Source organism: Achromobacter xylosoxidans A8 (assembly GCF_000165835.1).
GTDB classification, from domain to species: Bacteria; Pseudomonadota; Gammaproteobacteria; order Burkholderiales; family Burkholderiaceae_B; genus Achromobacter; species Achromobacter xylosoxidans_B.
In genome coordinates this window covers 5,481,461-5,506,264 of the sequence record NC_014640.1, presented here as the reverse complement: position 1 = coordinate 5,506,264, position 24,804 = coordinate 5,481,461, and the positions used below count along the sequence as shown (strand labels likewise).

The window sequence follows — 24,804 nt, the reverse complement described above, 5'->3', positions numbered from 1 at the left end:
GCACGCGGATGGTGCGCTGCCGCAACCGGCTGCGCACCAAGTTGGTTCACGCCCTGTTTTCCGCCATCCCTGACGCCGCGGCGCAACGCCAGGCCGCGCCAGCGCAGGCGCGGCCTGGCGGCCCATCGGGCCATGGTTTTTTCTTTCTGGCACAGCATTTGCTTCAGTGGAATCGGGCTGCCAATGAAGGTGGCCCGACGCAACGCGCCGCGATCAGCGGTCAGGGACAACGACGTTCCGCAGCGCCACCGGATAGGAATCCATGGCGCGCGGGACGTTTTTTTTGCCAGGAGCCATGCATGACGCCATCGACCCGTAGCCCCTCCACCGACGCCGCCGCCGGCGGGGACCTCAGCGCCAACGCCGGACGCCGCAAATGGCTCTGCGGCACGGCGCGCGCGGTGGCCGGCGCCAGCCTGCTGTCGCTGGTCGACCCGCTGGTGCGCGCCGGCGCCTGGGCCGCCGGCACCGACGCGCCGGAGAAGACCGAGGTCAAGATCGGCTTCATTCCGCTGACCGATTGCGCTTCGGTCGTGATGGCTTCGGTGCTGGGCCTGGACAAGAAGCACGGCGTGACGATCACGCCTTCCAAGGAAGCCTCCTGGGCCGCCGTGCGCGACAAGCTCATGAACGGCGAACTGGACATGGTGCACGTGCTGTACGGCATGGTCTACGGCGTGCATATGGGCATAGGCGGGCCGAAGAAGGACATGGCCGTGCTGATGAGCCTGAACCAGAACGGCCAGGCCATCACGCTGTCGAACAAGCTGCTGGAGGCGGGCGTGCGCGACGGCGAATCGCTGGCCAAATTGATGGCGTCCGACAAGCGCGAATACACCTTTGCGCAGACCTTTCCCACCGGCACGCACGCGATGTGGCTGTATTACTGGCTGGCTTCCTATGGCATCCATCCCATGAAGGACGCCAAGGTCATCACCGTGCCGCCGCCGCAGATGGTGGCCAACATGCGCGTGGGCAACATGGATGGCTATTGCGTGGGCGAGCCCTGGGGCGCGCGCGCCATCCTGGACAAGATCGGCTACACGGCCGTGACCTCGCAGGGCATCTGGACCGATCACCCCGAGAAGGTGCTGGGCACGAGCGCGGACTTCGTGTCGCGCCATCCGAACACCGCGCGCGCGGTCACGGCCGCGATACTCGAGGCCGGTAAATGGATCGACGCCTCGCCCGCCAACCGCCAGAAAGCCGCCGAGACCATCGCGGCCAAATCCTACGTCAACACGGATGCCAGCGGCATCGTCGACCGCATGCTGGGCCGCTACGAGGACGGGCTGGGCAAGCGCTGGACCGACGAGCATGCCATGCGCTTTTACGCCGATGGTTCCGCCAACTTCCCGTACCTGAGCGATGGCATGTGGTTCCTCACCCAGCACAAGCGTTGGGGGCTGCTCAAAGATCATCCCGATTACCTGACGGTGGCGAAACAGGTCAACCGTATCGACCTCTACAAGCAGGCGGCGCAGGCCGCCGGCGCGCCGCTGCCGGCCAGCGAGATGCGCAGCTCGAAACTCATCGATGGCGTGGTCTGGGACGGCAGCAACCCCGCGGCCTACGCCGACGGATTCAAGGTCAAGGTCTGAAAGGGAGCATGCAATGTCTAGCGTAACGACGATGAGCCGCGGCGATGAATTCATTGCCCTTTGGCGTGAACGCCTGGAGCTCGCGCTGCGGGCCGTGGTAGGGCCCGTGGCGGGCTTCGCATTGTTTGTGCTGGTGTGGCAGGTGGTGGCGCTGCGGATACCGGAAATTCCCACGCCCGGCGTCACCTGGCGCGCGGCCGTCGAACTCTTTTCCGATCCGTTCTACGACAACGGCCCGAATGACAAAGGCATAGGCTGGAACCTGCTGGCATCGCTGGAACGCGTGGCGATCGGCTTCGGCCTGGCCGCGCTGATCGGGATTCCGGCGGGTTTCGCCATCGGCCGCTATGCGGCGGTGCGGGCCATGTTCTCGCCCATCGTCAGCCTGCTGCGGCCGGTGTCGCCGCTGGCGTGGCTGCCGCTGGGGCTGTTGCTGTTCAAGGCGGCCAACCCGGCCGCCATCTGGGCCATTTTCATCTGTTCGATCTGGCCCATGATCATCAACACCGCGGTCGGCGTGTCGCGCGTGCCGCAGGACTACCTGAACGTGGCGCGGGTGCTGAACCTGTCCGAATGGAAAGTAACCACCAAGGTGCTGCTGCCCGCCGTGCTGCCCTACGTGCTGACCGGCGTGCGGCTGTCCATCGGCACCGCCTGGCTGGTGATCGTGGCGGCGGAAATGCTGACCGGCGGCACCGGCATTGGCTTCTGGCTCTGGGACGAATGGAACAACCTGAAAGTGGAGCACATCGTCATCGCGATTTTCGTGATCGGCATCGTGGGGCTGCTACTGGAAACCCTGCTGGTCGCCCTGGCCCGCCGTTTCACCTATACCGAGGAATAGCGCCATGAAGAAATACGTACGCATCGAGCGCGTGGGTCAGACGTTCAGCACCCGCAAGGGCGCATTCGTGGCGTTGCGCGATATCGACCTGACCGTGGAACAGGGCGAGTTCATCACCTTGATCGGCCATTCCGGCTGCGGCAAGTCGACCTTGCTCAATCTCATCGCCGGCCTGACCCGCCCCACCAGCGGCGTGCTGCTGTGCGCTGAGCGCGAGATCACCGGCCCCGGCCCGGACCGCGCCGTGGTGTTCCAGAACCATTCGCTGCTGCCGTGGCTGAGCTGCTTCCAGAACGTGTACTTGGCGGTGGAACGGGTGTTCGGCGCGACGGAAAAGCGCGCGCAGCTGAACGAGCGCACACGCGCCGCGCTGGAACTGGTGGGCCTGTTGCCGGCGCAGAATAAGCTGCCGCGCGAAATATCCGGTGGCATGAAGCAGCGCGTGGGCATTGCGCGAGCGCTGGCGATCGAGCCGGGCGTGCTGCTGATGGACGAGCCCTTCGGCGCGCTCGATGCGCTGACTCGCGCGCACCTGCAAGACGAGTTGCTGAAGATCGTCGCCAAGACGCGCACCACCACTGTCATGGTCACGCACGACGTGGATGAAGCCGTGCTGCTATCCGACCGCATCGTGATGCTGACCAATGGCCCGGCTGCGACCATCGGCGAGATCCTGCCGGTGCCCTTGTCCCGGCCGCGCGACCGCGTACGGCTGGCCAATGACGCGGACTATCTGGCGTGCCGCGCCGCGGTGGTGGATTTTCTGCATCGTCGCCATGGCAACCCGGAGCGTTCGCAGGCGGCGCACCAGGCCAATGCGGCCCTGACGGTGGACCCGCAGCCACTGGCCGAGGCCGGCGCATCGCGCGCAGCCGCCTAGAGGCAGCCATGGATGCGAAGCAGAAGCTGGTGGTGGTCGGCAACGGCATGGCGGGCATGCGCACGCTGGAAGAACTGCTGAAGCTGGCGCCCGATCTGTACGAGATCACGGTGTTCGGCGCTGAGCCGTATCCCAACTACAACCGCATCCTGCTGTCGCCGGTGCTGACGGGCGAGCAGAGCTTGCGGGACATCGTGCTTAATGACGAGGACTGGTACGCCTGTCACGGCATTCGTCTGCTGCTCGAGCGCAAGGTGGTCGCCGTGAATCGCGCGCGCCGGGTGGTGCTGGCCGATGATGGCACCGAGGCGCCCTATGACCGGCTGCTGCTGGCCACGGGCTCGAATCCGTTCATTCTGCCGGTGCCCGGTAGCGACCTGGACGGCGTCATCGCCTTTCGCGATATCGGCGACGTGAACCGGATGATAGAGGCGTCATCGCGCTACCGGCACGCAGTGGTGATAGGCGGCGGCCTGCTGGGCCTGGAGGCTGCCAACGGCCTGGCCGCGCGCGGCATGGACGTGTCCGTGGTGCATCTGGGGGAATCGCTGCTGGACCGGCAGCTGGACGAAGGCGCCGCAACCATGCTGCGCCGTGGCCTGGAGGCGCGTGGCCTGAAGTTCCTGCTGGGACGCCAGACCCGCGAGATCCTGGGCGGGACCGACGGACGAGTGCGCGCGCTGCGCTTCGCGGACGGCGAAGAGATTCGGGCGGACCTGGTGGTGATGGCTGTGGGCGTCAGGCCCAACACCGAACTGGCCGAGCGTTGCGGCCTGCATGTGAATCGTGGCGTGGTGGTCAGCGATACCTTGCAGACCTATGACCCGCGCATCTACGCCGTGGGCGAATGCGTGAGCCATCGCGGCACCGCCTACGGGCTGGTCGCGCCCCTGTACGAACAGGCGAAAGTGGCGGCCAATCACCTGGCGCTGCATGGCATCGGGCGCTACCAAGGCAGCGTGACTTCGACCCGTCTCAAGGTCACCGGCATCGACCTGTTTTCCGCCGGCGATTTCGCGGGAGGCGAGCAGACCGAAGCGATCACGCTGGCCGATACCCCGGGCGGCGTCTACAAGAAACTGGTGATCCGCGACGACAAGCTGGTGGGCGCCTGCCTGTATGGCGACACGGCGGACAGCGCCTGGTATGTGCGGCTGATCCGCGAGGGCCGGCGCATCGGCGCGCTGCGCGAACGGCTCATGCAGGGCGAAGGCGCGGCGGGGGAATAGGAAATGGATGCGCCCATGGCTCGCCGGATCGATATCGTGGACGCGGCGCCGCAAGGCGTGCGCGAAGTGGCGTCGGTATGCTGCTATTGCGGCACCGGCTGCGGCGTGCGGGTAGAGACGCGCGATGGCGCCGTGCTGCGCGTGCGCGGCGACGAGCAGCATCCCGCCAACCGCGGCAGGCTGTGCAGCAAAGGCCTGGCGTTGGCGGACACGGTGCGGCGCGACGGCGCGCGGGTGCTGTCGGCGCAATGGCGCGAGACGCGCGGCCAGGCCATGCGCAGCATCGCGCTGGAGCAGGCGCTGGATATCGCGGCGGCCAAGCTGGCCGACACGATTGCGCGGCATGGGCCGGACGCCGTGGGCTTCTATTTGTCGGGGCAGTTGCTGACCGAGGACTACGCCGTTTTCAACAAGCTGGCGCGCGCGCTGGCCGGCACCAACAACATCGACACCAATTCGCGCCTGTGCATGTCCAGCGCGGTGTCGGGCTACAAGCGCACCCTGGGCGCGGACGCGCCGCCCGCCTGCTACGAAGACCTGGACCTGGCGGACACGGTGCTGATCGCCGGCTCCAACATGGCGTATGCGCATCCCGTGCTGTTCCGGCGGCTGGAGGCCGCGCGGGCGCTGCGCCCGGGCATGAAGGTGATCGTCGCGGACCCGCGGCGCACCGATACCGCGGCGTTCGCCGACCTCCACCTGCAGTTGGCGCCAGGCACCGACGTGGCCCTGTTCCACGCCATGCTCAATGTCATGGAGCAGGAGGGTTTGCTGGACTACGGCTACATCCAGCGCCATACCGAGGGCTTCGAGGCGCTGATGCAGCATGTGCGGCAGTACACGCCGCAAGCGGCGCAGGCGATCTGCGGCGTGCCGGCAGCGGACATCATCCAGGCGGCGCGCTGGTTCGGCGCGGCGGGCGCGGCGCTGTCGCTCTACACCATGGGCTTGAACCAGTCGGCCAGCGGCACCGACAAGAACGCCGCGCTGATACACCTGCATCTGGCGACCGGGCAGATCGGCAAGCCGGGCGCGGGGCCATTCTCGCTGACGGGGCAACCCAATGCGATGGGCGGCCGGGAGGCCGGCGGCATGGCCACGCTGCTGCCGGGCCACCGCGATCCCGCATCGTCCTCGGATCGCGCGGAAACCGCGGCGTTGTGGGGCGTGGACGCCTTGCCGCAGGCGCCGGGCGCCACCGCGCTGGAGATGTTCGACGCGGTGCTGGAAGGGCGCATCAAGGTGCTGTGGATCGCGGCCACCAACCCGGCGCAGTCCTTGCCGGATCAGGCCCGGGTTCGCGCGGCGCTGGAGCGCGCCGAGTTCGTCATCGTGCAGGAGGCGTACGCAGGCACCGAAACGCTGGCTTACGCCGACCTGGTGCTGCCGGCTGCGACCTGGCCCGAGAAATCTGGCACGGTCACCAATTCGGAACGGCGCATCAGCCGCGTGCGCGCGGCGATCGATCCGCCAGGCGATGCGCAGCCGGACTGGCGCTTGGCGCAGGCGGTCGCGCTGCGCCTGGCTGCCCGCATGGCCCCGCACAAGGCGGCGCTGTTCGCCTACCGGGATGAAAGCGAAGTCTTTGCCGAGCATGCCCGTACGACGGCGGGCCGGGACTTGGACTACAGCGCGCTGGATTACGCGACACTGCACGCGCACGGGCCGCAGCAATGGCCCTACCGGCAAGGGCAAGGCACGGCGCGCCTGTATGCCAATGGAGTGTTTCCCACCGCCAGCGGACGTGCGCGGTTCTGCGACGTGGAGTACCGGCCGGTCGCCGAAGCCATTACGCCGCAGTATCCGCTGCGGCTTACTACCGGCCGCCTGCGCGACCACTGGCACACCATGGCGCGCACGTCCCTGGCCCGCGCGCTGACGCAGCATGTCGAGGAACCCTGGGTGTCCATGCATCCCGAGGATATGCGCCGGTTGGCGCTGGCGCCCGGCGCGCTGGCCAGGCTGGCCTCGCGCCGGGGTAGTGTGGTGCTACCCGTGCAGGCGGATGATGCGCTGGCGCCTGGGCAGGTGTTCCTGCCCATGCATTGGGGCAGCGCCTATATGGCCGGGCTGGGGGTGAATGCGCTGACCAATCCGGCCGCCGATCCCATTTCGCGCCAGCCCGAACTCAAGCACTGCGCCGTGTCCGCGGAACCGGCCGGCCTGGCGTGGCAGGCGGCCGGCTGGCTGCAGGGCGACGGCGCCACGCTGCGCGCGCGGCTGGCGCCGTGGCTGCGGCGCTTCGACTACGCGGTGGTCCTGCCGGTGGGCGCGGGCGGCGTGCGCATGCGCCTGGCGGCCTGCGCCGCGCCGCCGGCGCAGGAGCTGGCAGCGATGGCGGATGCGCTGGGCCTGCTCGAGCCCGATGTGGCTTTCGACGACCCCGCGCGCGGCCAGATGCGCAGGGTCAGGGTGGCGCATGGCGCCTTGTATGGCTTCCTGCTGGCCGGCGACCTGCGGGCGCAGGATGCGCTGCTGTCCTGGGCCGGCGGCGGCGATGCGCCGGCCAGCGTGGCGGCGCTGCTGACGGGGCGGATCGCGGGGGCCGTCCGCTCGCGCGCGGTCTGCGTCTGCAACGGCGTGAGCGAGGCCGCGATCCTGGCCGGCATCGCTCAAGGCTGCGATCTGGCGGCCTTGAAATCCACCCTGGGCTGCGGCACCGGCTGCGGTTCCTGCGTGCCGGAGATCCAGGCGCTGATCAGCCGCGCCGCGCTTGCTGACACCCCTGCGTAGCCGCCGCTGGCGCGGCCGCGCCGACACGTTCCGACACGCGCCGGGCTTTGCAACCGGTGTAGTATCAAGCCAACCCTGCGCCAGGCGCGGGCGGTTTTTTCCGGATTCATGGAGTGGCTTGTGACGATGCGAAAAATGGCATCCCTGGTTTTTACGGTGGGCGCGCTGGGCGCGGCCGCTGCGGCGCAGGCCGGCGTGTGCGATGCGCAGTTCATGCATGACGGCGGCGCGGTGCAACTGACCGGCACCGGCAACCTGGCGCTGGGCGCCGACCTGACCTTCGCCGAAGTTACAAAAAGCAATGGCGACAACTGCCGCGCGCGCGTGCAAGGCGTGGCCACGTTCAGTTATGCCGGCCTGCCGCCAGGCAAGTCCAAGCTGGACTACCTGATGACGGTCAAGGGCGGCCAGGCCACCTTTCTGCGCTATGCCAGCGCGGGCGAAGCGCCCAAGCCTTCCGAAGGTCAGTTCGACCTGCGCATGCTGGGTCTCTTCGCCTATGACGGCCAGCTTAGCGCCGGCCAGAAGCTGCCCGGCTCGTCCTTCCGCCTCAAGATCGGCAAGGAAGCGCCGGTGGGCGGCCAGCCCAGCACCACCGTGCGCATCGGCGAGAAAACCGTGGGTCAGAAGACGTCGGTGAAGACGGCCCTGGGCTCGCAGTCCTGCCATCCGATCACCTACACCCGCAACTCCGATCCGACCATGGCCACGTTCCAGGGGTTGACCATTCCCATCCCGGGCATGAACACCACCGTGACGGACTGGTACTGTCCGGCGATCAATCTGGTGATGAAGCAGGACATCGATCAGGGCGGCGTCAAGTCCGCCGTTGAGATTACGCAAATCAAGTAGCACCCCGTAGCAAGCGCGCCGTGTGTCCCGCATGGCGGCTGGTATGATGGTTCCGTCATTGACACACAACAGGAGCTCAAATAATGGCCACGAGAAAATCCGAAGAAGTCGCAAAAGAAAAACTCATCGACAGTGTCAAGTCCAGCCTGAATGACGCCGAAAGCCTGCTGCGCGAAGCCGCCAGCAGCACGGGCGACAAGGCCAACGAATTGCGCGACCGCGCGTTGACGTCCCTGAAGCGCACGCGCGAAGCCCTGTACGAAGCACAGGACGCCGTGCTGGAACGCGGCCGCAAGGCTGCCCGCGCGACCGATGACTACGTGCACGACAATCCCTGGCAAGCCATCGGCATCGCAGGCGTGACCGGCCTGCTGCTCGGCTTGCTGATCAGCCGCCGCTGATAGGGCAGGACATCCGGGCGGGCGGCGCGGGCGCAAGGCCGCGCTTCCCGCCCGGCGTCCTTTTCAGCCATGGGTCTACGAAAATCTGTTTTCGGCGTTGCCTCCAGCGTGGTCGGGCTGTTGCGCACGCGCCTGGAATTGCTGGCGCTGGAAGCGGCGGACGAAAAAGCGCGCCTGCTCAAGCTTTTGGGCATGGCGTTTGCTGCGCTGCTGTTCCTGACGCTGGCGGTGCTGGTCTTCACCGTCACGGTCGCGGTGGCGTTCTGGCCCACTGAAGACCGCTATCTGGCCCTGGGCCTGCTGGCGGGTTTCTACGGTCTGGTCGGCGTGGCCTTGCTGGTGGCGGTGCGCCACGGGCTGGTCTATGGTGCGCCGCCGTTCTCCGCCACGCTCGAAGAACTCGGGCGCGACGCCGAACTGCTGGAGCGGGTGCGCGACGCGCAGGACGACGACGAAGCGCAGGCGCGCCGGCGCGAGGAGGGCTGAAGCATGACGAAAAGGTCTCCCACGGTCGACCGCGCCGTGCGCATCGAATTGCTGCGCGCCCGCGCCGCCATCGAACGCGAATCGCTGGCGCAAAGCATCGCGTCAACCGGACGCAAGCTGGAACCTGCGGCGCTCCTCAAGGGACTGCTGCCGGGCCTGGCCTCGGGCGGCGCATCGCGCTGGGCCTTGCAGGCCATCAGCCTGGCGCGGCGCTATCCCATCGTCAGCTCATCGTTGTCCGCCATGATCATGCGCGGCGGCAAGCGCTCCAAGCTCTTGAAGATCGCCGGCGGCGCCTTTGTCGGCTGGCAATTGTTCAAGGCCTGGCAGAACTCGCGGCGCGATGATGATGCGGCGACTGGCCAACGCTGACGCTGCGGCTTTGCCTGTGAAAAACCCGTCAGAACGTTGACGGGTTTTTCATTTAAGGGGGGCTTCAGCGTCGCATTCTGCTGGACTGCGCCGATGCTCGGCCTAGGGGAGCGGGGAAGAAATAGCATTGGCGTGATGTTCCCCGCGCCAGAAAAGAAAAGCCCCGGCTCCAGGCCGGGGTGGGTATCAGGTCTTACATGATGGGTCGTAGGCTTGCGCCCATTGGAAGCCATCACCAACCTTATGAAGATTGTATGTATTTCCGTCGGCCGCCGTCAACGGCCTGACCCTTCTTCCAGGTTTGGCTACATGCCCCATACATTGCAGTACCGTCCGCTGCTGATTGATGCGCTCATCACGAACGAGCGCATCAGCAGCTATCAAAGTGTGTTCCAGCCGGCGAACGACGTGGAACTGATGGGTGCGTATCTATGGAATGCGCACGTCTGCGGCGCCCTCTACCCGTTGATGGGCGCGGTGGAAGTCACCTTGCGCAACGCCATCGATCAAGCGCTTGTGGCTGACCAGGGACGGTTCTGGTGGGCGGGCGGAAAACTACGTTATCGCTCCTTCGCATCCGGCGCGGATGCGCCGCATGCGGTGCAAGCGGTGCGAGAGAACTTCGCCAAGGCGACTCGCAACTATGTTGCCGAGCAGCGCCGTCGCCACGCAGCACGCGGCAACGTAACGCCGCAGCATCACGGCATCATCGCCAAGACGGAGTTCTCGACCTGGGAATTTCTGCTGGATGCGGAGTTCATGGGGCGCGGGCTGATCTGGCCCAAGCACTTGTCTGCCGTGTTTCGTGGAAAGTGGCCGTTGCGCCAGGCTGGCGCGATGCTGGCCCACGTGCACGATCTGGTCGCCACGCTGCGCGACTTCCGCAATCGCCTGTTTCACCATGAACCGGCCTGGAAGCGCTATGGCGTGCTGACCGAAACGGACGCTTTGCAGCACTTGCAGGAAAAGGCTGCAAAGGCGGAAAGCCTGCTGATGCTGGTCCATCCGGAAAACCTGCGGTTGTTGCAGGCCAACGGCTTGCTGCGGGACGCACGAAGGGCCTGCTCGGCGGCTGAAATCAGACGCTTTCAGCATTTGGCGCAGACGCATCGGATCAATTCGTTGGCCGTGCTGACTGGATTGGTAGCGCGTAGCGCGCAGGAGAACAGCGCCTTGGTCGCCAGGCTGGGGCCAGGGCAGGATCAACGCTTTCTGATCCTGCCCCGCTGAAATCCGGGCTGCATATCGGAGGGACGTTGCGCCGGCCTGCAGTCTACAAGCCCAACTGCCCCCACATCTCATCCACCCGCTTCTTGACGTCCGCATCCATGGCGATAGGCGTGCCCCATTCGCGGTTGGTTTCGCCGGGCCACTTGTTGGTGGCGTCCATGCCCATCTTGCCGCCCAGGCCGGATACCGGCGAGGCGAAGTCCAGGTAGTCGATGGGGGTGTTCTCCACCAGCAAGGTGTCGCGCACCGGATCCATGCGGGTGGTCATCGCCCACACCACTTCCTTCCAGTCGCGCGGATTGATGTCCTCGTCCACCACCACGATGAATTTGGTGTACATGAACTGGCGCAGGATGCTCCACAGGCCGAACATGACGCGCTTGGCGTGGCCGGCGTATTGCTTGCGGATCGAGACCACCGCCAGGCGGTAGCTGCAGCCTTCCGGCGGCAGGTAGAAGTCCACGATTTCCGGCAACTGGCGGCGCAGCAGCGGCACGAAGACCTCGTTGAGTGCCACGCCCAGCACCGCGGGCTCGTCTGGCGGTTTGCCGGTGTAGGTGGAGTGGTAGATGGGATTGCGCCGCATCGTGATCCGCTCCACCGTGAAGACGGGGAACCAGTCCTGCTCGTTGTAGTAGCCGGTATGGTCGCCATAGGGGCCTTCCAGCGCCATTTCGTAATCGGTGTTCGGCGGCGGGTTGACGCCTTCGGGCACGACCGGCGCGATGGCGCGCGGGTCGGAGGACGGCAGCAGATGGCCTTCCAGCACGATTTCCGCCCAGGCCGGCACGGACAGGTCGCTGCCCAGGGCCTTGGCGACCTCGGTGCGGGAACCGCGCAGCAGGCCCGCGAACTGGTATTCGGACAGGCTGTCGGGCACGGGCGTGACCGCGCCCAGCGTGGTGGCCGGATCGGCGCCCAGGGCGACGGCGATGGGGAAGGGCGTGCCGGGATGTGCCAGGGCGTGGTCGCGGAAGTCCAGCGCGCCGCCGCGGTGCGACAGCCAGCGCATGATCAGTTTGTTGGGGCCCAGCAGTTGCTGGCGGTAGATGCCCAGGTTCTGGCGGCGCGCGTTGGGGCCGCGCGTGATTACCAGGCCCCAGGTCAGGAGCGGCGCGACGTCGCCGGGCCAGCAGGTCTGGATCGGCAGGCGGTTCAGGTCCACGTCCTTGCCTTCCCAGACGATTTCCTGGCAGGCGGGGCTTTTGACGTTCTTGGGGCTCATGTCCCACAGCGCGGACTTCAGCATCGAGACCTTGGCCAGCGCGTCGCGCAGGCCCTTGGGCGCTTCGGGTTCGCGCAGCGATGCCAGCAGTTCGCCGATGTCGCGCAGGGCGCTGACGTCGTCGGCGCCCATGCCGCGGGCCACGCGGGCCGGGGTGCCGAACAGGTTGGTCAGCACCGGCATCTGCGCGGGCTGCCCGTTGTGCTGCGCGTTTTCAAACAGCAGGGCGGGCCCTTCCGCGCGCAGGACACGGTCCGATATTTCAGTCATTTCCAGCCGGGTGGACACCGGCGCAGCGATGCGTCTGAGCTCGCCCATGCGTTCAAGTTGGGCGATGAAGTCTCTAAGGTCGCGGTATTTCACTACAGATCCCAGCTATTTGGTTACATGTTGGGTAGACAGAGAGGTTAACATTGACTCCCTCTTTTTTAACGCAGGAGGTTTTATGCCCGATGCGTCAGTGGCCAGCCTGTTCCGAAGCCTGGCCCAAGGAGTGCACCAATATCTTGCCGAGTCCCTGCGCATCTGCTCCGTTTATCTGGGCATTGCGGTCATTGTGACGGTAAGCATGGGATTCGCCCTGCCTGGTTTGCGCGACCAGGCATTGCAAGTGCACAAAGCCTTGTTGACCGCCCTAGCGCCTTCATCCATGCAAACCGGCGTCGAATCCGAAGCCGGTTCCGAACTGGGTTCCGACAGTGCGTCGGCAATTGCCATGGCCGTTCCCACTGCCCCCGCCAGCAATGCCACCGGCATGCTGGGGCCAGCCCGTGTCGCCCCGCCGGCGCCCAAGAAGCCTGCCGTGATGACCGCCACCGGTCCTCAGGCGGAAGCCTTGCGCAACTATATTTCGCGCAAGTACAAGGTCGCCTATGACGCCACCGGCCCGCTCTTGAACGTCGTGTACAAGGTCAGCCGCGAAAAGCAGCTGGACCCGCTGCTGGTGCTGGCCGTGATCGCCATCGAGTCCCGCTATAACCCCCTGGCCGAAAGCCATGTGGGCGCCCAGGGGCTGATGCAGGTGATGACCAGCGTGCACCAGGACAAATTCGACGCGGTCGGCAAGACCGCGCTGGATCCCGCCGCCAATATCGGCGTGGGCGCCACCATCCTGCGCGACTGCATCAACCGCCGCGGTTCGGTGGATGGCGGCCTGGCCTGTTACGTGGGTTCCACGGGACCGGACGACAACGGCTATGGCGCCAAGGTGCAGGCGGAACGCCGGCGCCTGGCGCTGGCCTCCGGCATCGCGCTGGCGCGCGACTGACAGCCGGCCCGGCCCGATTGCAAAGCGCGTCCCCTGCGGACGCGCTTTGTTTTTGGGGTCAGCCTTGCAGCAGGCGGCCGATGCGGGCGACCGCCTCCTCCAGCCGGTCCAGGCCGGTGGCATAGGAAAAGCGCATGGTGTGGCCGCCATGGGCCGGCCCGAAGTCCAGGCCCGGCACGGCGGCCACGCCGGCTTCCAGCAGCAGGCGCTGCGAGAACGCGGCGCTGTCCATGCCCAGGTTGGCGATGTCGGCATAGATATAGAAAGCGCCGTCCGGCTTGACCGGCACCTGGATGCCCAGGCGCTCGAATTCCGGCAGCAGGTAGTCGCGGCGCTGCTTGAAGGCTTCGCGGCGGTGCTCGAAGGTCTTCATGGCGCCCGGCGAGAAGCAGGCCAGCGCAGCGTGCTGCGCCAGCGTGGGCGCGCAGATCGCCAGGCTGGCGGCGATTTTCTCCACCGGCGCCACCATGTCCTCGGGCACGATCATCCAGCCCAGGCGCCAGCCCGTCATGTGGAAGTACTTCGAGAAGCTGTTGATGACGATGACGTCGTCGTCCAGGGTCAGGGCCGAGCGTGGTTGGCCTTCGTAGGACAGGCCCAGATAGATTTCATCGACGATGGCGAAGCCGTCGCGGGCGCGGACCTGCGCCAGCAGTTCGGCCAGTTCGCCGTGGTCGATGGACGTGCCGGTGGGGTTGCTGGGCGAGGCGACCAGCACCCCCTGGGTGGCGGGCGTCCAGTGGCTGGCCACGTCCTGCGCCGACAGCTGGAAGCGCTTGGCCGCCGTGCTGGGGATCAGGCGCGGCACGCCCCCCACCGCCAGCACGAAATTACTGTTGGCGGGGTAGGACGGATCCGGCATCAGCACTTCGCCGCCCTGGTTGACCAGCGCTGCGCAGGCCAGCGTCAGGGCGCCGGAGGCGCCCGCGGTGACGATGACGCGGGCCGGATTGATCTTGGCGCCGAACTGCTCGTGGTAGAACTGGGCGATGGCCTCGCGCAGCGGCGTCAGGCCGGCCGAGGGGCTGTAGCCGCTGAGGCCGGCGCGCGCCGCGCGCTCCAGCGCTTCCACGACCTGGGGGGGCGCGGTAAAGTCCGGTTCGCCGATGCCCAGGCTGATAATGTCCTTGCCCGCCGCCTGCAGCGCTTGCGCCTGCTTGAATAGTTCCATTACCTGGAAGGTCAGGAAATCATTGGTGCGATGGGCAAGGCGGGGCATCGGATTCTCGAAGGCGTTTCGTAGTGAAAAAGGAATTGTAGTCATGCAGCCATCCCGGCGCGCTTTCCTCCTGGGCCGTCGTCCGGCCCGCAGCCCGTGGTCGGCCTTCATGGAGCGGCTGGCCCTGCTCTGCCAGGGATCCGTCCGAGATCTGGGCGAGGCGGAAGAGGGCGGCCCCCGCGGCGTGCTGGCAGCGGCGCGGGACGCGGACGTGGCGCATGCGCGCACGCTTTGCGCCGAATACCGCGTGACGCTGGCGCTGGCGGGAGCCGAAGGACCGTTCGAGGCGACCCGCGGCCCGCTTCTGCGGGTGGATCCGTCCGCCCTGACCGGGCTGGTGCGCCTGTCCGGCGATACCGGGCGCTGGCGCGCGCAGCCTGGGACGCTGGTGGCGGCGCTGGCCGAGGCCGGGCTGAGGCAGTTCGCCGGCCTGCCCGCGGACCTGACGCTGGCCGCGTGGCTGGCGGCCAAGGCCAACTGGCCCGCCGGGCGCTGCGCGGACTCGGGGGTGCTGGCCCTGGACGTGATGCTGGCGGACGGCATCGAGGAAACCCTGGGACCCTTCGGCGAGTCGGACGTCCAGCCCCTGCGTTCCGCCACCGTGCAGCGCCTGATCCCGGCGTTGTTCCAGCTGGCTTCGGGCGGCGATGCCTTCGCCACCCGGGACGGCGAGCGCTGGCTGGGCCGCTACCGGCTGGACGCCCTGAAGCCGGAAGCGCCCGCCACCGTCAACCTGGCGCATCTGCTGCTGGGACACGGCGGCACGCTGGCCTGGGTGCAGGCGGTGACGCTGGCTGAGGCCGCGCCCGCGCCGCAAGCGCCCGTGGGCGGGGACGAGCCGCCCGGCCTGGCTACCACCCGGCTGGATTCCCGGGTGAAGGCGCTATTCGATCCCGATGGTCGTTTTCCCCTATTCCACATCGCGGAATAGCGACAATTTGTAAGCCGGCGCTAACATGGGATGCGCATGCTTATCCAAGGGGCAGGCGGGGATTGCCGAGGTATCGCGGCGTCCGCCATCGGAATAGAATTCCCCCCTTTCGTGTCACACACTCTAGCTAGTAGACGCCCCTATGGATGCCAATCTCCGCAAAGCCGCCCTTGAATACCATGAGCTTGGTCGCCCCGGCAAAATCTCGGTTACGCCGACCAAGCAGCTCACCAATCAGCGCGACCTGGCCCTGGCGTACTCGCCTGGAGTGGCGGCAGCCTGTGAAGAAATCGTTGCGGACCCGGCCAATGTGTACCGCTATACGGCGCGCGGCAACTTGGTCGGCGTGATCACCAACGGCACCGCGGTGCTGGGCCTGGGCAACATCGGCGCGCTGGCCTCCAAGCCGGTGATGGAAGGCAAGGCGGTGCTGTTCAAGAAGTTCGCCGGCCTGGACGTCTTCGACATCGAGATCAACGAGACCGACCCGGACAAGCTGGTCGAGATCATCGCCGGCTTGGAAGCCACCTTCGGCGGCATCAATCTTGAAGACATCAAGGCGCCGGAATGCTTCACCGTGGAGCGCAAGCTGCGCGAGCGCATGAAGATCCCGGTCTTCCATGACGACCAGCACGGCACCGCGATCTGCGTGTCGGCCGCCTTCATCAACGGCCTGAAAGTCGTGGGCAAGGACATCAAGCAGGTCAAGGTGGTGACCTCGGGCGCGGGCGCGGCCGCGCTGGCCTGCCTGGACCTGATGGTGGACCTGGGCCTGCCGCTGGAAAATGTCTGGGTCACCGACATCGAAGGCGTGGTCTACGAAGGCCGCACCGTGCTGATGGACCCGGACAAGGCGCGCTTCGCGCAGAAGACCGAGGCCCGCAAGCTGGCCGAAGTGATCCAGGACGCCGACGTGTTCCTGGGCCTGTCGGCCGGCGGCGTGCTCAAGCCCGAGATGGTCGCGGCGATGGGCCCGCGCCCGCTGATCCTGGCGCTGGCCAACCCCACGCCCGAGATCCTGCCGGAACTGGCGCAATCGGTGCGCGACGACGTGGTCATGGCGACCGGCCGTTCGGACTATCCGAACCAGGTCAACAACGTGCTGTGCTTCCCCTACATCTTCCGCGGCGCGCTGGACGTGGGCGCCACTACCATCACCCGCGAAATGGAAAAGGCGGCGGTCTACGCCATCGCCGAGCTGGCCGAAGAGGAACAGAACGAAGTCGTGGCGGCGGCCTATGGCACCTACGATATTTCGTTCGGCCCTGAATACCTGATCCCCAAGCCCTTCGATCCGCGCCTGATCGTGCGCATCGCCCCGGCGGTGGCCAAGGCCGCGATGGAAGGCGGCGTGGCCACGCGTCCGCTGGCCGACCTGGAAGCCTACGAAGAGCAGTTGCAGCAGTTCGTGTACCACTCGGGCGCCTTCATGAAGCCGCTGTTCTCGGCGGCCAAGCGCATCGTGCGCGAAGGCGCTCCGGCCCGCATCGTGTTTGCCGAAGGCGAGGACGAACGCGTGCTGCGCGCGGTGCAGGTGATCGTGGACGAAGGCCTGGCCCGTCCCATTCTGGTGGGCCGTCCGTCGGTGCTGCTGACCCGCATCGAAAAGCTGGGCCTGCGGCTGCGCCTGGGCGAGGACGTCGAAGTCACCAACCCGGAATACGACGAGCGCTTCCACCAGTACTGGACCACGTACTGGGAACTGATGTGCCGTCGTGGCATCACCAAGGAAATGGCGCGCGTGGAAATGCGCCGCCGCATGACCCTGATCGGCGCGATGATGGTGCGCCTGGGTGATGCCGACGGCATGGTCTGCGGTTCGGTGGGCGCGTACCATGACCATCTGCGCTTCGTGGACGAAGTCATCGGCCGTCGCCCTGGGCACAATGTGTACGCCGCCATGAACATCCTGCTGCTGAATGAGCGCACGGTGGTGCTGGTGGACACGCATGTCAACGACGAACCCTCGGCCGAGCAGATCGCCGAATTCACCATCGCCGCCGCCAACGAGATGCGCCGCATGTATCTGGCGCCCAAGATCGCGCTGCTGTCGCGTTCGAACTTCGGTTCGGGCAGTTCGGCCTCGGGCGCGAAGATGCGCCGCGCGCTGGAGTTGGTGCGCCAGGCCGCGCCGGACCTGGAGATCGACGGCGAAATGCATGGCGACTGCGCGCTGGATGAAGCGCTGCGCATGCGTATCTTGCCGTCGTCCACGCTCAAGGGCCAGGCCAACCTGCTGGTGTGCCCGAACGTGGACTCGGGCAACATCGCCTACAACCTGCTCAAGACGGCCGCGGGCGGCAACGTGGCGGTGGGTCCGTTCCTGCTGGGCGCGAACGCGCCGGTGCACATCCTGACCTCCAGTTCCACCGTGCGCCGCATCGTCAACATGACCGCGATGACGGTGGTCGATGTCAATACACCGCGTTGATGTGACGCCACCCGGTCCGGCGTGCCCGCGCACGCCGACCGGCCTGGTCCTGACCGGAGGCGGCGCCCGCGCCGCCTATCAGGTGGGCGTGCTCAGCGCCATCATGGAGTTGCTGGATCCGGACTGGCACTCGCGCTTTCAAAATCCTTTCCACATCATCTGCGGCACCTCCGCCGGCGCCATCAACGCCGCCGCGCTGGCCTGCCGCGCCGACCGGCCCCATCTGGGCGTGCGCCGCATCCGCCGGCTGTGGTCCTCCCTGAATACCGACATGATCTACCGGGCCGATGCGCCCGGCCTGATCCGTACCGGCGTGCGCTGGCTGGGCTTGCTGTCGCTGGGGTGGATGTACTCGGGCCTGACGCGCAAGCGGCCCCATTCGCTGCTGGACAACAGCCCCATGCAGGGCTTGCTGGAGCGGGTGCTGGACTTCCAGCACCTGCGCACCAATCTTGAAAGCGGCGCGCTGTCGGCGTTGGCGATCACGGCCTCGGGCTACACCAGCGGCGAGCACTTGACCTTCTACCAGGCGCACACGCCCATCGAGCCCTGGCACCGCTATCTGCGGCTGGCGCTGCCCACGCCCATCGGCATCGACCACCTGATGGCCTCGTCCGCCATTCCCTTCGTCTTCCCGGCCCGCCAGGTGCAGGTGCATGGCAAGGGGGAGTGGTGCGGCGACGGCTCGATGCGCCAGCTTGCGCCCATCAGTCCGGCGATACACCTGGGGGCGCATCGGGTGCTGGTGATAGGCACGGGCTTCCGCGATGAAACCCACCCTGAAAACCGCGAGGATTCGCCGCCTTATCCCTCGCTGGCCCAGGTCGGCGGACATGCGCTGGCCAGCATTTTCCTGGACGGCCTGTCGGCCGACGTCGAGCGCCTGGAGCGCATCAACTTCCTGATGGACCAGTCCAGTTCGGACGGCGGGCAGGGCCACGCGCGCCGCATCGAGGTCCTGACGATCACCCCCAGCCAATCGCTGGATGTCATGGCGCTGGAACATTTGCAGGATATGCCGGCCCAGGCCCGTGCCCTTTTCCGCGTACTCGGTGTATCGTCCGACCCAGACCGTCCCGGCGGCGGGTCGCTGATGTCCTACCTCTTATTTGAATCCAGCTACACCAAGCGATTGATTGAACTGGGTTATGCCGATACGATGCAGCGTAACGACGAAGTGATCGCCTTTTTCAAGGGGGCTCAGGCATGACGCGCAATGGCCAATCTACTCTGCAGCGGCAGCTGATGCGCGGCGGTGCGCTGGCCCATGACGGGCTGGACAAGAAGGCCGTGGTGGATGCCGCCCATGAGCTTGGCCTGGCCCTGTTCGTCGCCAATTGCGATCCTGCCCGCAGCCGTTCCGCGGTGCTGCGCGCCATCGTCAAGGCAGTGGATTTCCCCGAGTACTTCGGCGGCAACCTGGACGCGCTCTACGACTGCCTGTGCGACACCGTGCTGGACCACAAGACCGGCGTGGTGCTGTGGCTGTACAAGCTGCATTCGGGCGATCCGGCGCTGGAAGAAGACGCCGGTCGCATCGAAACCGTGTGCTCCGACGCGGCGGATTTCGCGCGCGAAAACGGTCGCATTTTTTCGTATGTCATCGAGCACGCCGGACGCCATCCGGACCCCGAGCCCGGCGTGGCGGCAGCGCCCTACGGCGAAGACAACTGATCTGACCGCCTTACCAGGCCAGCAGCGCGCTGGCCGCCGACAGCAGCGCCAGTCCCGCGGTCTCGGTGCGCAGCACCCGGGGGCCGAAGCGCACGGCCTGCACGCCCGCCTCGCGGGCCTGGGCCAATTCCTTGTCCGACCATCCGCCTTCGGGCCCCACCAGCAAGGTCAGGGCCTGCAGGTTCGGCACGGCACGCAGCGCGCCGGCAAGGTCGTCACTCGCTTCGGGATGACACATTAGCCGCAGGCCGTCGGCGGGCTGTTGCAGCCAGTCGGCCAGCGTGAACGGGGCGTCCACCGCCATCAGCCGGTTGCGGCCGCATTGTTCGCTGGCGGATTGCGCGATGCGCTGCCAGTGCGCCACGCGCTTGTCGAGCCGGGGGCCCGACAATTGCAGCACGCTGCGCTGCGCGGCGATGGGGCAGACGCGCGCGGCGCCCAGCTCCACGGCCTTCTCCACCACCCAGTCCATCTTGTCCCCGGAGGGCAGCCCCTGCACCAAAGTAATGCGTCCGGCCAGTTCAGCCTCGCGCGGCAGGAATTGGCCCAGTTGGGCAAAGCCGGCCTTGCCGTCCACTTCGAGGGTGGCGGGATATTCGCCGCCCTGGCCGTTGAACAGCGCCACGGCTTCGCCCGCGCGCAGCCGGAGGACGCGCAGCGCATGGTGCGCCAAGGCGTCCGGCAGCGCCACGCGGGCGCCGGCGGTCAGGGGGATGTCGCAGAAGAAACGGGGGGCTGACATGAATGTGCGCAAACTGATCTGATGTGGAGAAAGACTTTCTTGCCGCCGGGCCGTTCCAAGGCAAAAAACGCTTCTTGGGGAGCAGCTAGCCGGCGCAGCGGGCCCGGCGTGGGGGCGCTTGTTCTCGGGCCAGTAGCCTAGCACGGGGCCGCCTTCTGGCCGATGGCGTCGGGGAAACCCCTGGATGCTAAAATCCCATGCTTCGCAACCTACTCAACTGGCCCCTATTTCGATCGTAGGCCCGCCAGCTTCAAAGAGCCTTCCGAATGAGCAATCCGACCGCCCCTAAACTTGCCTTGGCGGATGCCATCCGCGCCCTCGCGATGGACGCCGTGCAACAAGCGAACTCCGGGCATCCGGGTGCTCCCATGGGCATGGCGGAAATCGCCCAGGCCTTGTGGGCCGGCAACCTGCGTCACAATCCCAAGGATCCCGCCTGGGCCAACCGCGACCGCTTCGTGCTGTCCAACGGCCACGGCTCGATGCTGATCTACGCCTTGCTGCACCTGACCGGCTACGACCTGCCGATCGAAGAACTGAAGAATTTCCGCCAGCTGCATTCCAAGACGCCGGGCCACCCCGAAGTGGGCATCACCCCGGGCGTGGAAACGACCACCGGCCCGCTGGGCCAGGGCCTGGGCAATGCCGTGGGCATGGCGCTGGCCGAAGCGCTGCTGGCCGCCGAGTTCAACAAGCCCGGCCACACGCTGGTCGACCATCACACCTACGCCTTCACCGGCGACGGCTGCCTGATGGAAGGCATCTCGCATGAAGTCTGCTCGCTGGCCGGCACGCTCAAGCTGGGCAAGCTGGTGGTGCTGTATGACGACAACGGCATTTCCATCGATGGCCACGTCGAGCACTGGTTCGCCGACGACACCGCCAAGCGCTTCGAAGGCTACGGCTGGAACGTGATCCGTGGCGTGGACGGCCATGACGTCGCCGCCGTGGACGCCGCCATCAAGGCTGCGCGCAAGCAATCGGAAAAGCCCACGCTGATCGTCTGCCGCACCGTCATCGGCAAGGGTTCGCCCAATATGGCCGGTACGCACAATGTGCACGGCGCGCCGCTGGGCAAGGACGAAATCGCCGCCACGCGCGCCGCGCTGGGCTGGTCGTCGGAGCCGTTCCAGATTCCGCAAGACATTTACGATGGCTGGGATGGCCGCAAGCAGGGCGCCGCCGCCCAGGCTGAATGGCAGTCGGCATTTGACGCCTATGCCGCCGAATTCCCCGCCGAAGCCGCCGAATTCACGCGCCGCATGAAGGGCGAAATGCCCGCCGGCTATGCCGAACAGTTCAAGGCGTTCCTGGACGCCACGCTGGAAAAGGCTGAAACCGTCGCCACCCGCAAGGCTTCGCAGTTCGCCATCACCGCGCTGGCGCCGCTGCTGCCGGAAATGCTGGGTGGCTCGGCCGACCTGACGGGCTCCAACTTCACCGACTGGAAGGGCGTTGCCGCCGTCCGCGCCGGCGACAAGGGCATCCAGTTCGGCCGCCACATCAACTACGGCGTGCGCGAATTCGGCATGGCCGCCATCATGAACGGCGTGGCCCTGCACGGCGGCTACCTGCCGTTCGGCGGCACCTTCCTGACGTTCTCCGACTACTCGCGCAACGCCATCCGCATGGCTGCGCTGATGAAGCAGCGTGTGGTGCACGTGTTCACCCACGACTCCATCGGCCTGGGCGAAGATGGTCCGACCCATCAGTCGATCGAACACGCCTCCAGCCTGCGCCTGATTCCCAACCTGTCGCTGTGGCGTCCTTGCGATACGGCCGAAACCGCCGTGGCCTGGAACGCGGCCGTGACGCGCCCGACCAGCATCGGCATGGACGTGCATGACGGCGGCCCGACCGCCCTGTTGCTGTCGCGCCAGAACCTGCCGTTCGTGCCGCGCGACGCCGCCACCGTCGAGGCCATCGCCCGCGGCGGCTATGTGCTGCGCGACGCCGAAGGCGCCCGCGCCGTCATCATCGCCACCGGCTCGGAAGTCGCCATCGCACTGGATGCGCAGGCGCAGCTGGCCAAGGAAGGCATCGCCGTGCGCGTGGTCTCCATGCCCAGCACCGACGTGTTCGACCGCCAGGACGCCGCCTGGAAGCAATCCGTGCTGCCCAAGGGCCTGCCGCGGGTGGCCGTCGAAGCCGGCATCACCGCCTTCTGGCACAAGTACGTGGGCCTGGAAGGCGCCGTCGTCGGCATCGACCGCTACGGTGAATCCGCGCCTGCCGGTGCACTGTTCAAGTTCTTCGGGCTGACCGCCGACAAGGTGGCCGAGACCGTCAAGCAAGTTTTGTAAAAAGGAGCTCAGTCATGACTATTCGCGTCGCCATCAACGGTTACGGTCGCATCGGCCGCAACATCCTGCGTGCCCACTACGAAGGTGGCAAGAAGCACGATATCGAAATCGTCGCCATCAATGACCTGGGCGATCCCAAGACCAACGCCCACCTGACGCGCTACGACACCGCCCACGGCAAGTTCCCGGGCACCGTCGAAGTCGACGGCGACTTCATGGTCGTCAACGGCGACAAGATCCGCGTGCTGGCCAACCGCAACCCGGCCGAACTGCCCTGGGGCGAGCTCAAGGTCGACGTGGTGCTGGAATGCACGGGCTTCTTCACGACCAAGGAAAAGGCCGGCGCGCACATCAAGGGCGGCGCCAAGAAAGTCATCATCTCGGCCCCCGGCGGCAAGGATGTTGACGCCACCATCGTGTACGGCGTGAACCACGGCGTGCTGAAGGCCACCGACACCGTCATCTCCAACGCTTCGTGCACCACCAACTGCCTGGCCCCGCTGGTCAAGCCGCTGAACGACAAGCTGGGCCTGGAAAACGGCCTGATGACCACCGTCCACGCCTACACCAACGACCAGGTCCTGACCGACGTCTACCACGAAGACCTGCGCCGCGCGCGTTCGGCCACCATGAGCATGATCCCCACGAAGACCGGCGCCGCCGCCGCCGTGGGCCTGGTGCTGCCGGAACTGAACGGCAAGCTGGACGGCTACGCCATCCGCGTCCCGACCATCAACGTGTCGCTGGTCGACCTGTCGTTCGTGGCCAGCCGCGATACGACCGCCGAAGAAGTGAACGGCATCCTGAAGGCCGCCTCCGAAGGCGAGCTCAAGGGGATCCTGGACTACAACACCGAGCCCCTGGTTTCGGTGGACTACAACCACAACCCGGCCTCCAGCACCGTTGACGCGTCGCTGACCAAGGTTTCGGGCCGCCTGGTCAAGGTCTCGTCCTGGTACGACAACGAGTGGGGCTTCTCGAACCGCATGCTCGACACCACCGTCGCGCTGATGTCGGCCAAGTAAGCAACACGGCTAGTCCATAGAGGGGACGGATTTGTTTTCCGCGCTTGCGGAAAATGGGTTCGTCCCCTTTGTACGCCCATCGTAGGAATCCAAATATGTCCAAGGTCAACACTCTGTCCGCGCTGGCCAAGTCCGGCGCCCTGTCCGGCAAGCGCGTGTTCATCCGCGCCGATCTGAACGTGCCGTTCGACGACGCCGGCCGCATCAGCGAAGACACCCGCATCCGCGCCTCGGTGCCCGGCATCCGCATGGCGCTGGACGCTGGCGCCGCCGTCATGGTCACGTCGCACCTGGGCCGTCCCAAGGAAGGCGTGCTGACCGACGCCGATTCGCTGGCCAAGGTCGGCCAGCGCCTGTCCGAACTGCTGGGCATGCCTGTGCAACTGGTGCGCGACTGGGTCGATGGCGTCCAGGTCGATCACGGCCAGGTCGTGCTGCTGGAAAACTGCCGCGTCAACGTTGGCGAAAAGAAGGACGACGAGACGCTGTCCAGGAAGATGGCGGCGCTGTGCGACGTCTACGTCAATGACGCGTTCGGCACTGCCCACCGCGCCGAAGCCACCACCCATGGCATCGCGCGCTTTGCGCCCGTGGCCTGCGCCGGCCCGCTGCTGGCCGCCGAACTGGACGCCCTGGGCCGTGCGTTGCACGAGCCCAAGCGCCCGCTGGTCGCCATCGTGGGCGGCTCCAAGGTGTCGACCAAGCTGTCGATCCTGCAATCGCTGGCCGACAAGGTCGACCAGTTGGTGGTGGGCGGCGGCATCGCCAACACCTTCATGCTGGCCGCCGGCCTGTCCATCGGCAAGTCGTTGGCCGAACCCGACCAGGTCGACCAGGCGCGCGCCGTGATCGACATCATGAAGCAGCGCGGCGCGGCCGTGCCGATTCCGGTGGACGTGGTGTGCGCCAAGGCATTCGGCGCCGACGCCGAAGCCACCGTCAAGGCGGCTGAAGACGTGGCCGACGACGACATGATTCTGGACATCGGCCCCAAGACCGCGGCGCAACTGGCCGAGATCCTGAAGCAAGCCGGCACCATCGTCTGGAACGGCCCCGTGGGCGTGTTCGAGTTCGACCAGTTCGCCAACGGCACCGAAGTGGTGGCGCGTGCGATCGCCGAATCGGCAGGCTTCTCGATCGCCGGTGGCGGCGACACGCTGGCCGCCATCGCCAAGTACGGCATCGGCGAGCAGGTCGGCTACATCTCGACCGGCGGCGGCGCTTTCCTGGAATTCCTGGAAGGCAAGACCCTGCCCGCCGTGGCCGTGCTGGAAGCCCGCTACGCCAAGTAAAGCGGTTTGCCCTGCAAAGCCGAAGCCGCCCCGATGGGGCGGCTTTTTCATGCAGGCTATTTGATGG

At 66.7% G+C, this 24,804-nt stretch carries 20 protein-coding genes and 1 pseudogene; 18 read left to right on the top strand and 3 right to left on the bottom strand.

Annotated features, from left to right (window positions below; all coding sequences use genetic code 11):
• The first annotated feature begins 299 nt into the window (after positions 1 to 299).
• From AXYL_RS25415 to AXYL_RS25370, 10 genes and pseudogenes are all read left to right on the top strand, one after another.
• Positions 300 to 1,601: a CmpA/NrtA family ABC transporter substrate-binding protein gene (locus AXYL_RS25415; RefSeq protein WP_013395745.1), complete on the top strand. Its 1,302-nt coding sequence runs from the start codon at positions 300 to 302 to the stop codon at positions 1,599 to 1,601.
• Positions 1,602 to 1,614: 13 nt separating this feature from the next.
• Positions 1,615 to 2,445: a nitrate ABC transporter permease gene (gene ntrB / locus AXYL_RS25410; RefSeq protein WP_013395744.1), complete on the top strand. Its 831-nt coding sequence runs from the start codon at positions 1,615 to 1,617 to the stop codon at positions 2,443 to 2,445.
• A gap of 4 nt (positions 2,446 to 2,449) precedes the next feature.
• Positions 2,450 to 3,325 (top strand): ABC transporter ATP-binding protein, encoded by an 876-nt coding sequence (locus AXYL_RS25405; protein ID WP_013395743.1) that lies wholly within the window; start codon positions 2,450 to 2,452, stop codon positions 3,323 to 3,325.
• Positions 3,326 to 3,333: 8 nt separating this feature from the next.
• A pseudogene (locus tag AXYL_RS25400) lies at positions 3,334 to 4,551 on the top strand (NAD(P)/FAD-dependent oxidoreductase); the annotation flags it as partial.
• A gap of 18 nt (positions 4,552 to 4,569) precedes the next feature.
• Entirely contained in the window at positions 4,570 to 7,287 is a 2,718-nt protein-coding gene (locus AXYL_RS25395; RefSeq protein ID WP_148260632.1) for a nitrate reductase, read from the top strand.
• Between the two features lie 126 nt (positions 7,288 to 7,413).
• Positions 7,414 to 8,139: a hypothetical protein gene (locus AXYL_RS25390; protein ID WP_013395740.1), complete on the top strand. Its 726-nt coding sequence runs from the start codon at positions 7,414 to 7,416 to the stop codon at positions 8,137 to 8,139.
• Positions 8,140 to 8,222: 83 nt separating this feature from the next.
• Positions 8,223 to 8,540 carry a DUF883 family protein gene (locus AXYL_RS25385; RefSeq protein ID WP_013395739.1) on the top strand — a complete coding sequence of 106 codons (318 nt, stop codon included), beginning with the start codon at positions 8,223 to 8,225 and terminating at the stop codon, positions 8,538 to 8,540.
• Positions 8,541 to 8,609: 69 nt separating this feature from the next.
• Complete coding sequence (locus AXYL_RS25380) at positions 8,610 to 9,026, top strand: phage holin family protein (protein ID WP_013395738.1); 417 nt, start codon at positions 8,610 to 8,612, stop codon at positions 9,024 to 9,026.
• A 3-nt stretch (positions 9,027 to 9,029) separates the two neighbouring features.
• Positions 9,030 to 9,398 carry a hypothetical protein gene (locus AXYL_RS25375; protein WP_013395737.1) on the top strand — a complete coding sequence of 123 codons (369 nt, stop codon included), beginning with the start codon at positions 9,030 to 9,032 and terminating at the stop codon, positions 9,396 to 9,398.
• 222 nt (positions 9,399 to 9,620) lie between these two features.
• Positions 9,621 to 10,628 carry a CAAX protease gene (locus AXYL_RS25370; protein WP_237709937.1) on the top strand — a complete coding sequence of 336 codons (1,008 nt, stop codon included), beginning with the start codon at positions 9,621 to 9,623 and terminating at the stop codon, positions 10,626 to 10,628.
• 43 nt (positions 10,629 to 10,671) lie between these two features.
• On the opposite strand, the gene ubiD is transcribed toward AXYL_RS25370, so the two are convergent.
• On the bottom strand, positions 10,672 to 12,216 hold the full coding sequence (ubiD, locus tag AXYL_RS25365; protein WP_013395735.1) for a 4-hydroxy-3-polyprenylbenzoate decarboxylase: 1,545 nt from the start codon (positions 12,214 to 12,216) through the stop codon (positions 10,672 to 10,674).
• 82 nt (positions 12,217 to 12,298) lie between these two features.
• On the opposite strand from ubiD, the gene AXYL_RS25360 reads away from it, so the two are divergent.
• The gene (locus AXYL_RS25360) at positions 12,299 to 13,120 is read left to right on the top strand and encodes a lytic transglycosylase domain-containing protein (RefSeq protein ID WP_013395734.1); all 822 of its coding nucleotides are present in this window, start codon (positions 12,299 to 12,301) and stop codon (positions 13,118 to 13,120) included.
• A 58-nt stretch (positions 13,121 to 13,178) separates the two neighbouring features.
• Here the strand turns inward: AXYL_RS25360 and AXYL_RS25355 are convergent, their stop codons facing one another.
• On the bottom strand, positions 13,179 to 14,339 hold the full coding sequence (locus AXYL_RS25355; protein WP_013395733.1) for a pyridoxal phosphate-dependent aminotransferase: 1,161 nt from the start codon (positions 14,337 to 14,339) through the stop codon (positions 13,179 to 13,181).
• Between the two features lie 43 nt (positions 14,340 to 14,382).
• Here AXYL_RS25355 and AXYL_RS25350 point away from each other — a divergent pair, with 43 nt between their 5' ends.
• The 4 genes from AXYL_RS25350 (at position 14,383) to AXYL_RS25335 (ending at position 19,375) form a co-directional block, all read left to right on the top strand.
• A complete protein-coding gene (locus tag AXYL_RS25350) occupies positions 14,383 to 15,270 on the top strand; it encodes an FAD-binding protein (protein ID WP_013395732.1) in 888 nt (295 codons plus the stop codon).
• 142 nt (positions 15,271 to 15,412) lie between these two features.
• The gene (locus AXYL_RS25345) at positions 15,413 to 17,701 is read left to right on the top strand and encodes an NADP-dependent malic enzyme (RefSeq protein ID WP_013395731.1); all 2,289 of its coding nucleotides are present in this window, start codon (positions 15,413 to 15,415) and stop codon (positions 17,699 to 17,701) included.
• Positions 17,682 to 18,911: a patatin-like phospholipase family protein gene (locus AXYL_RS25340; protein WP_237709936.1), complete on the top strand. Its 1,230-nt coding sequence runs from the start codon at positions 17,682 to 17,684 to the stop codon at positions 18,909 to 18,911. The genes AXYL_RS25345 and AXYL_RS25340 overlap by 20 nt, the downstream gene beginning before the upstream one ends.
• Positions 18,908 to 19,375, top strand: a complete 468-nt coding sequence (locus AXYL_RS25335; RefSeq protein ID WP_013395729.1) for a barstar family protein — start codon at positions 18,908 to 18,910, stop codon at positions 19,373 to 19,375. Before AXYL_RS25340 ends, AXYL_RS25335 begins: the two co-directional genes overlap by 4 nt.
• 10 nt (positions 19,376 to 19,385) lie before the next feature.
• Here the strand turns inward: AXYL_RS25335 and AXYL_RS25330 are convergent, their stop codons facing one another.
• Positions 19,386 to 20,117, bottom strand: coding sequence for a 16S rRNA (uracil(1498)-N(3))-methyltransferase (locus AXYL_RS25330; protein WP_013395728.1), 732 nt, complete (start codon positions 20,115 to 20,117; stop codon positions 19,386 to 19,388).
• A gap of 266 nt (positions 20,118 to 20,383) precedes the next feature.
• Between AXYL_RS25330 and tkt the strand changes: the two genes are divergently transcribed.
• The 3 genes from tkt (at position 20,384) to AXYL_RS25315 (ending at position 24,737) form a co-directional block, all read left to right on the top strand.
• Positions 20,384 to 22,420: a transketolase gene (gene tkt / locus AXYL_RS25325; protein ID WP_013395727.1), complete on the top strand. Its 2,037-nt coding sequence runs from the start codon at positions 20,384 to 20,386 to the stop codon at positions 22,418 to 22,420.
• A gap of 14 nt (positions 22,421 to 22,434) precedes the next feature.
• The gene (gene gap / locus AXYL_RS25320) at positions 22,435 to 23,445 is read left to right on the top strand and encodes a type I glyceraldehyde-3-phosphate dehydrogenase (RefSeq protein WP_013395726.1); all 1,011 of its coding nucleotides are present in this window, start codon (positions 22,435 to 22,437) and stop codon (positions 23,443 to 23,445) included.
• A gap of 95 nt (positions 23,446 to 23,540) precedes the next feature.
• On the top strand, positions 23,541 to 24,737 hold the full coding sequence (locus AXYL_RS25315; protein ID WP_013395725.1) for a phosphoglycerate kinase: 1,197 nt from the start codon (positions 23,541 to 23,543) through the stop codon (positions 24,735 to 24,737).
• The last annotated feature ends 67 nt before the right edge of the window (positions 24,738 to 24,804 follow it).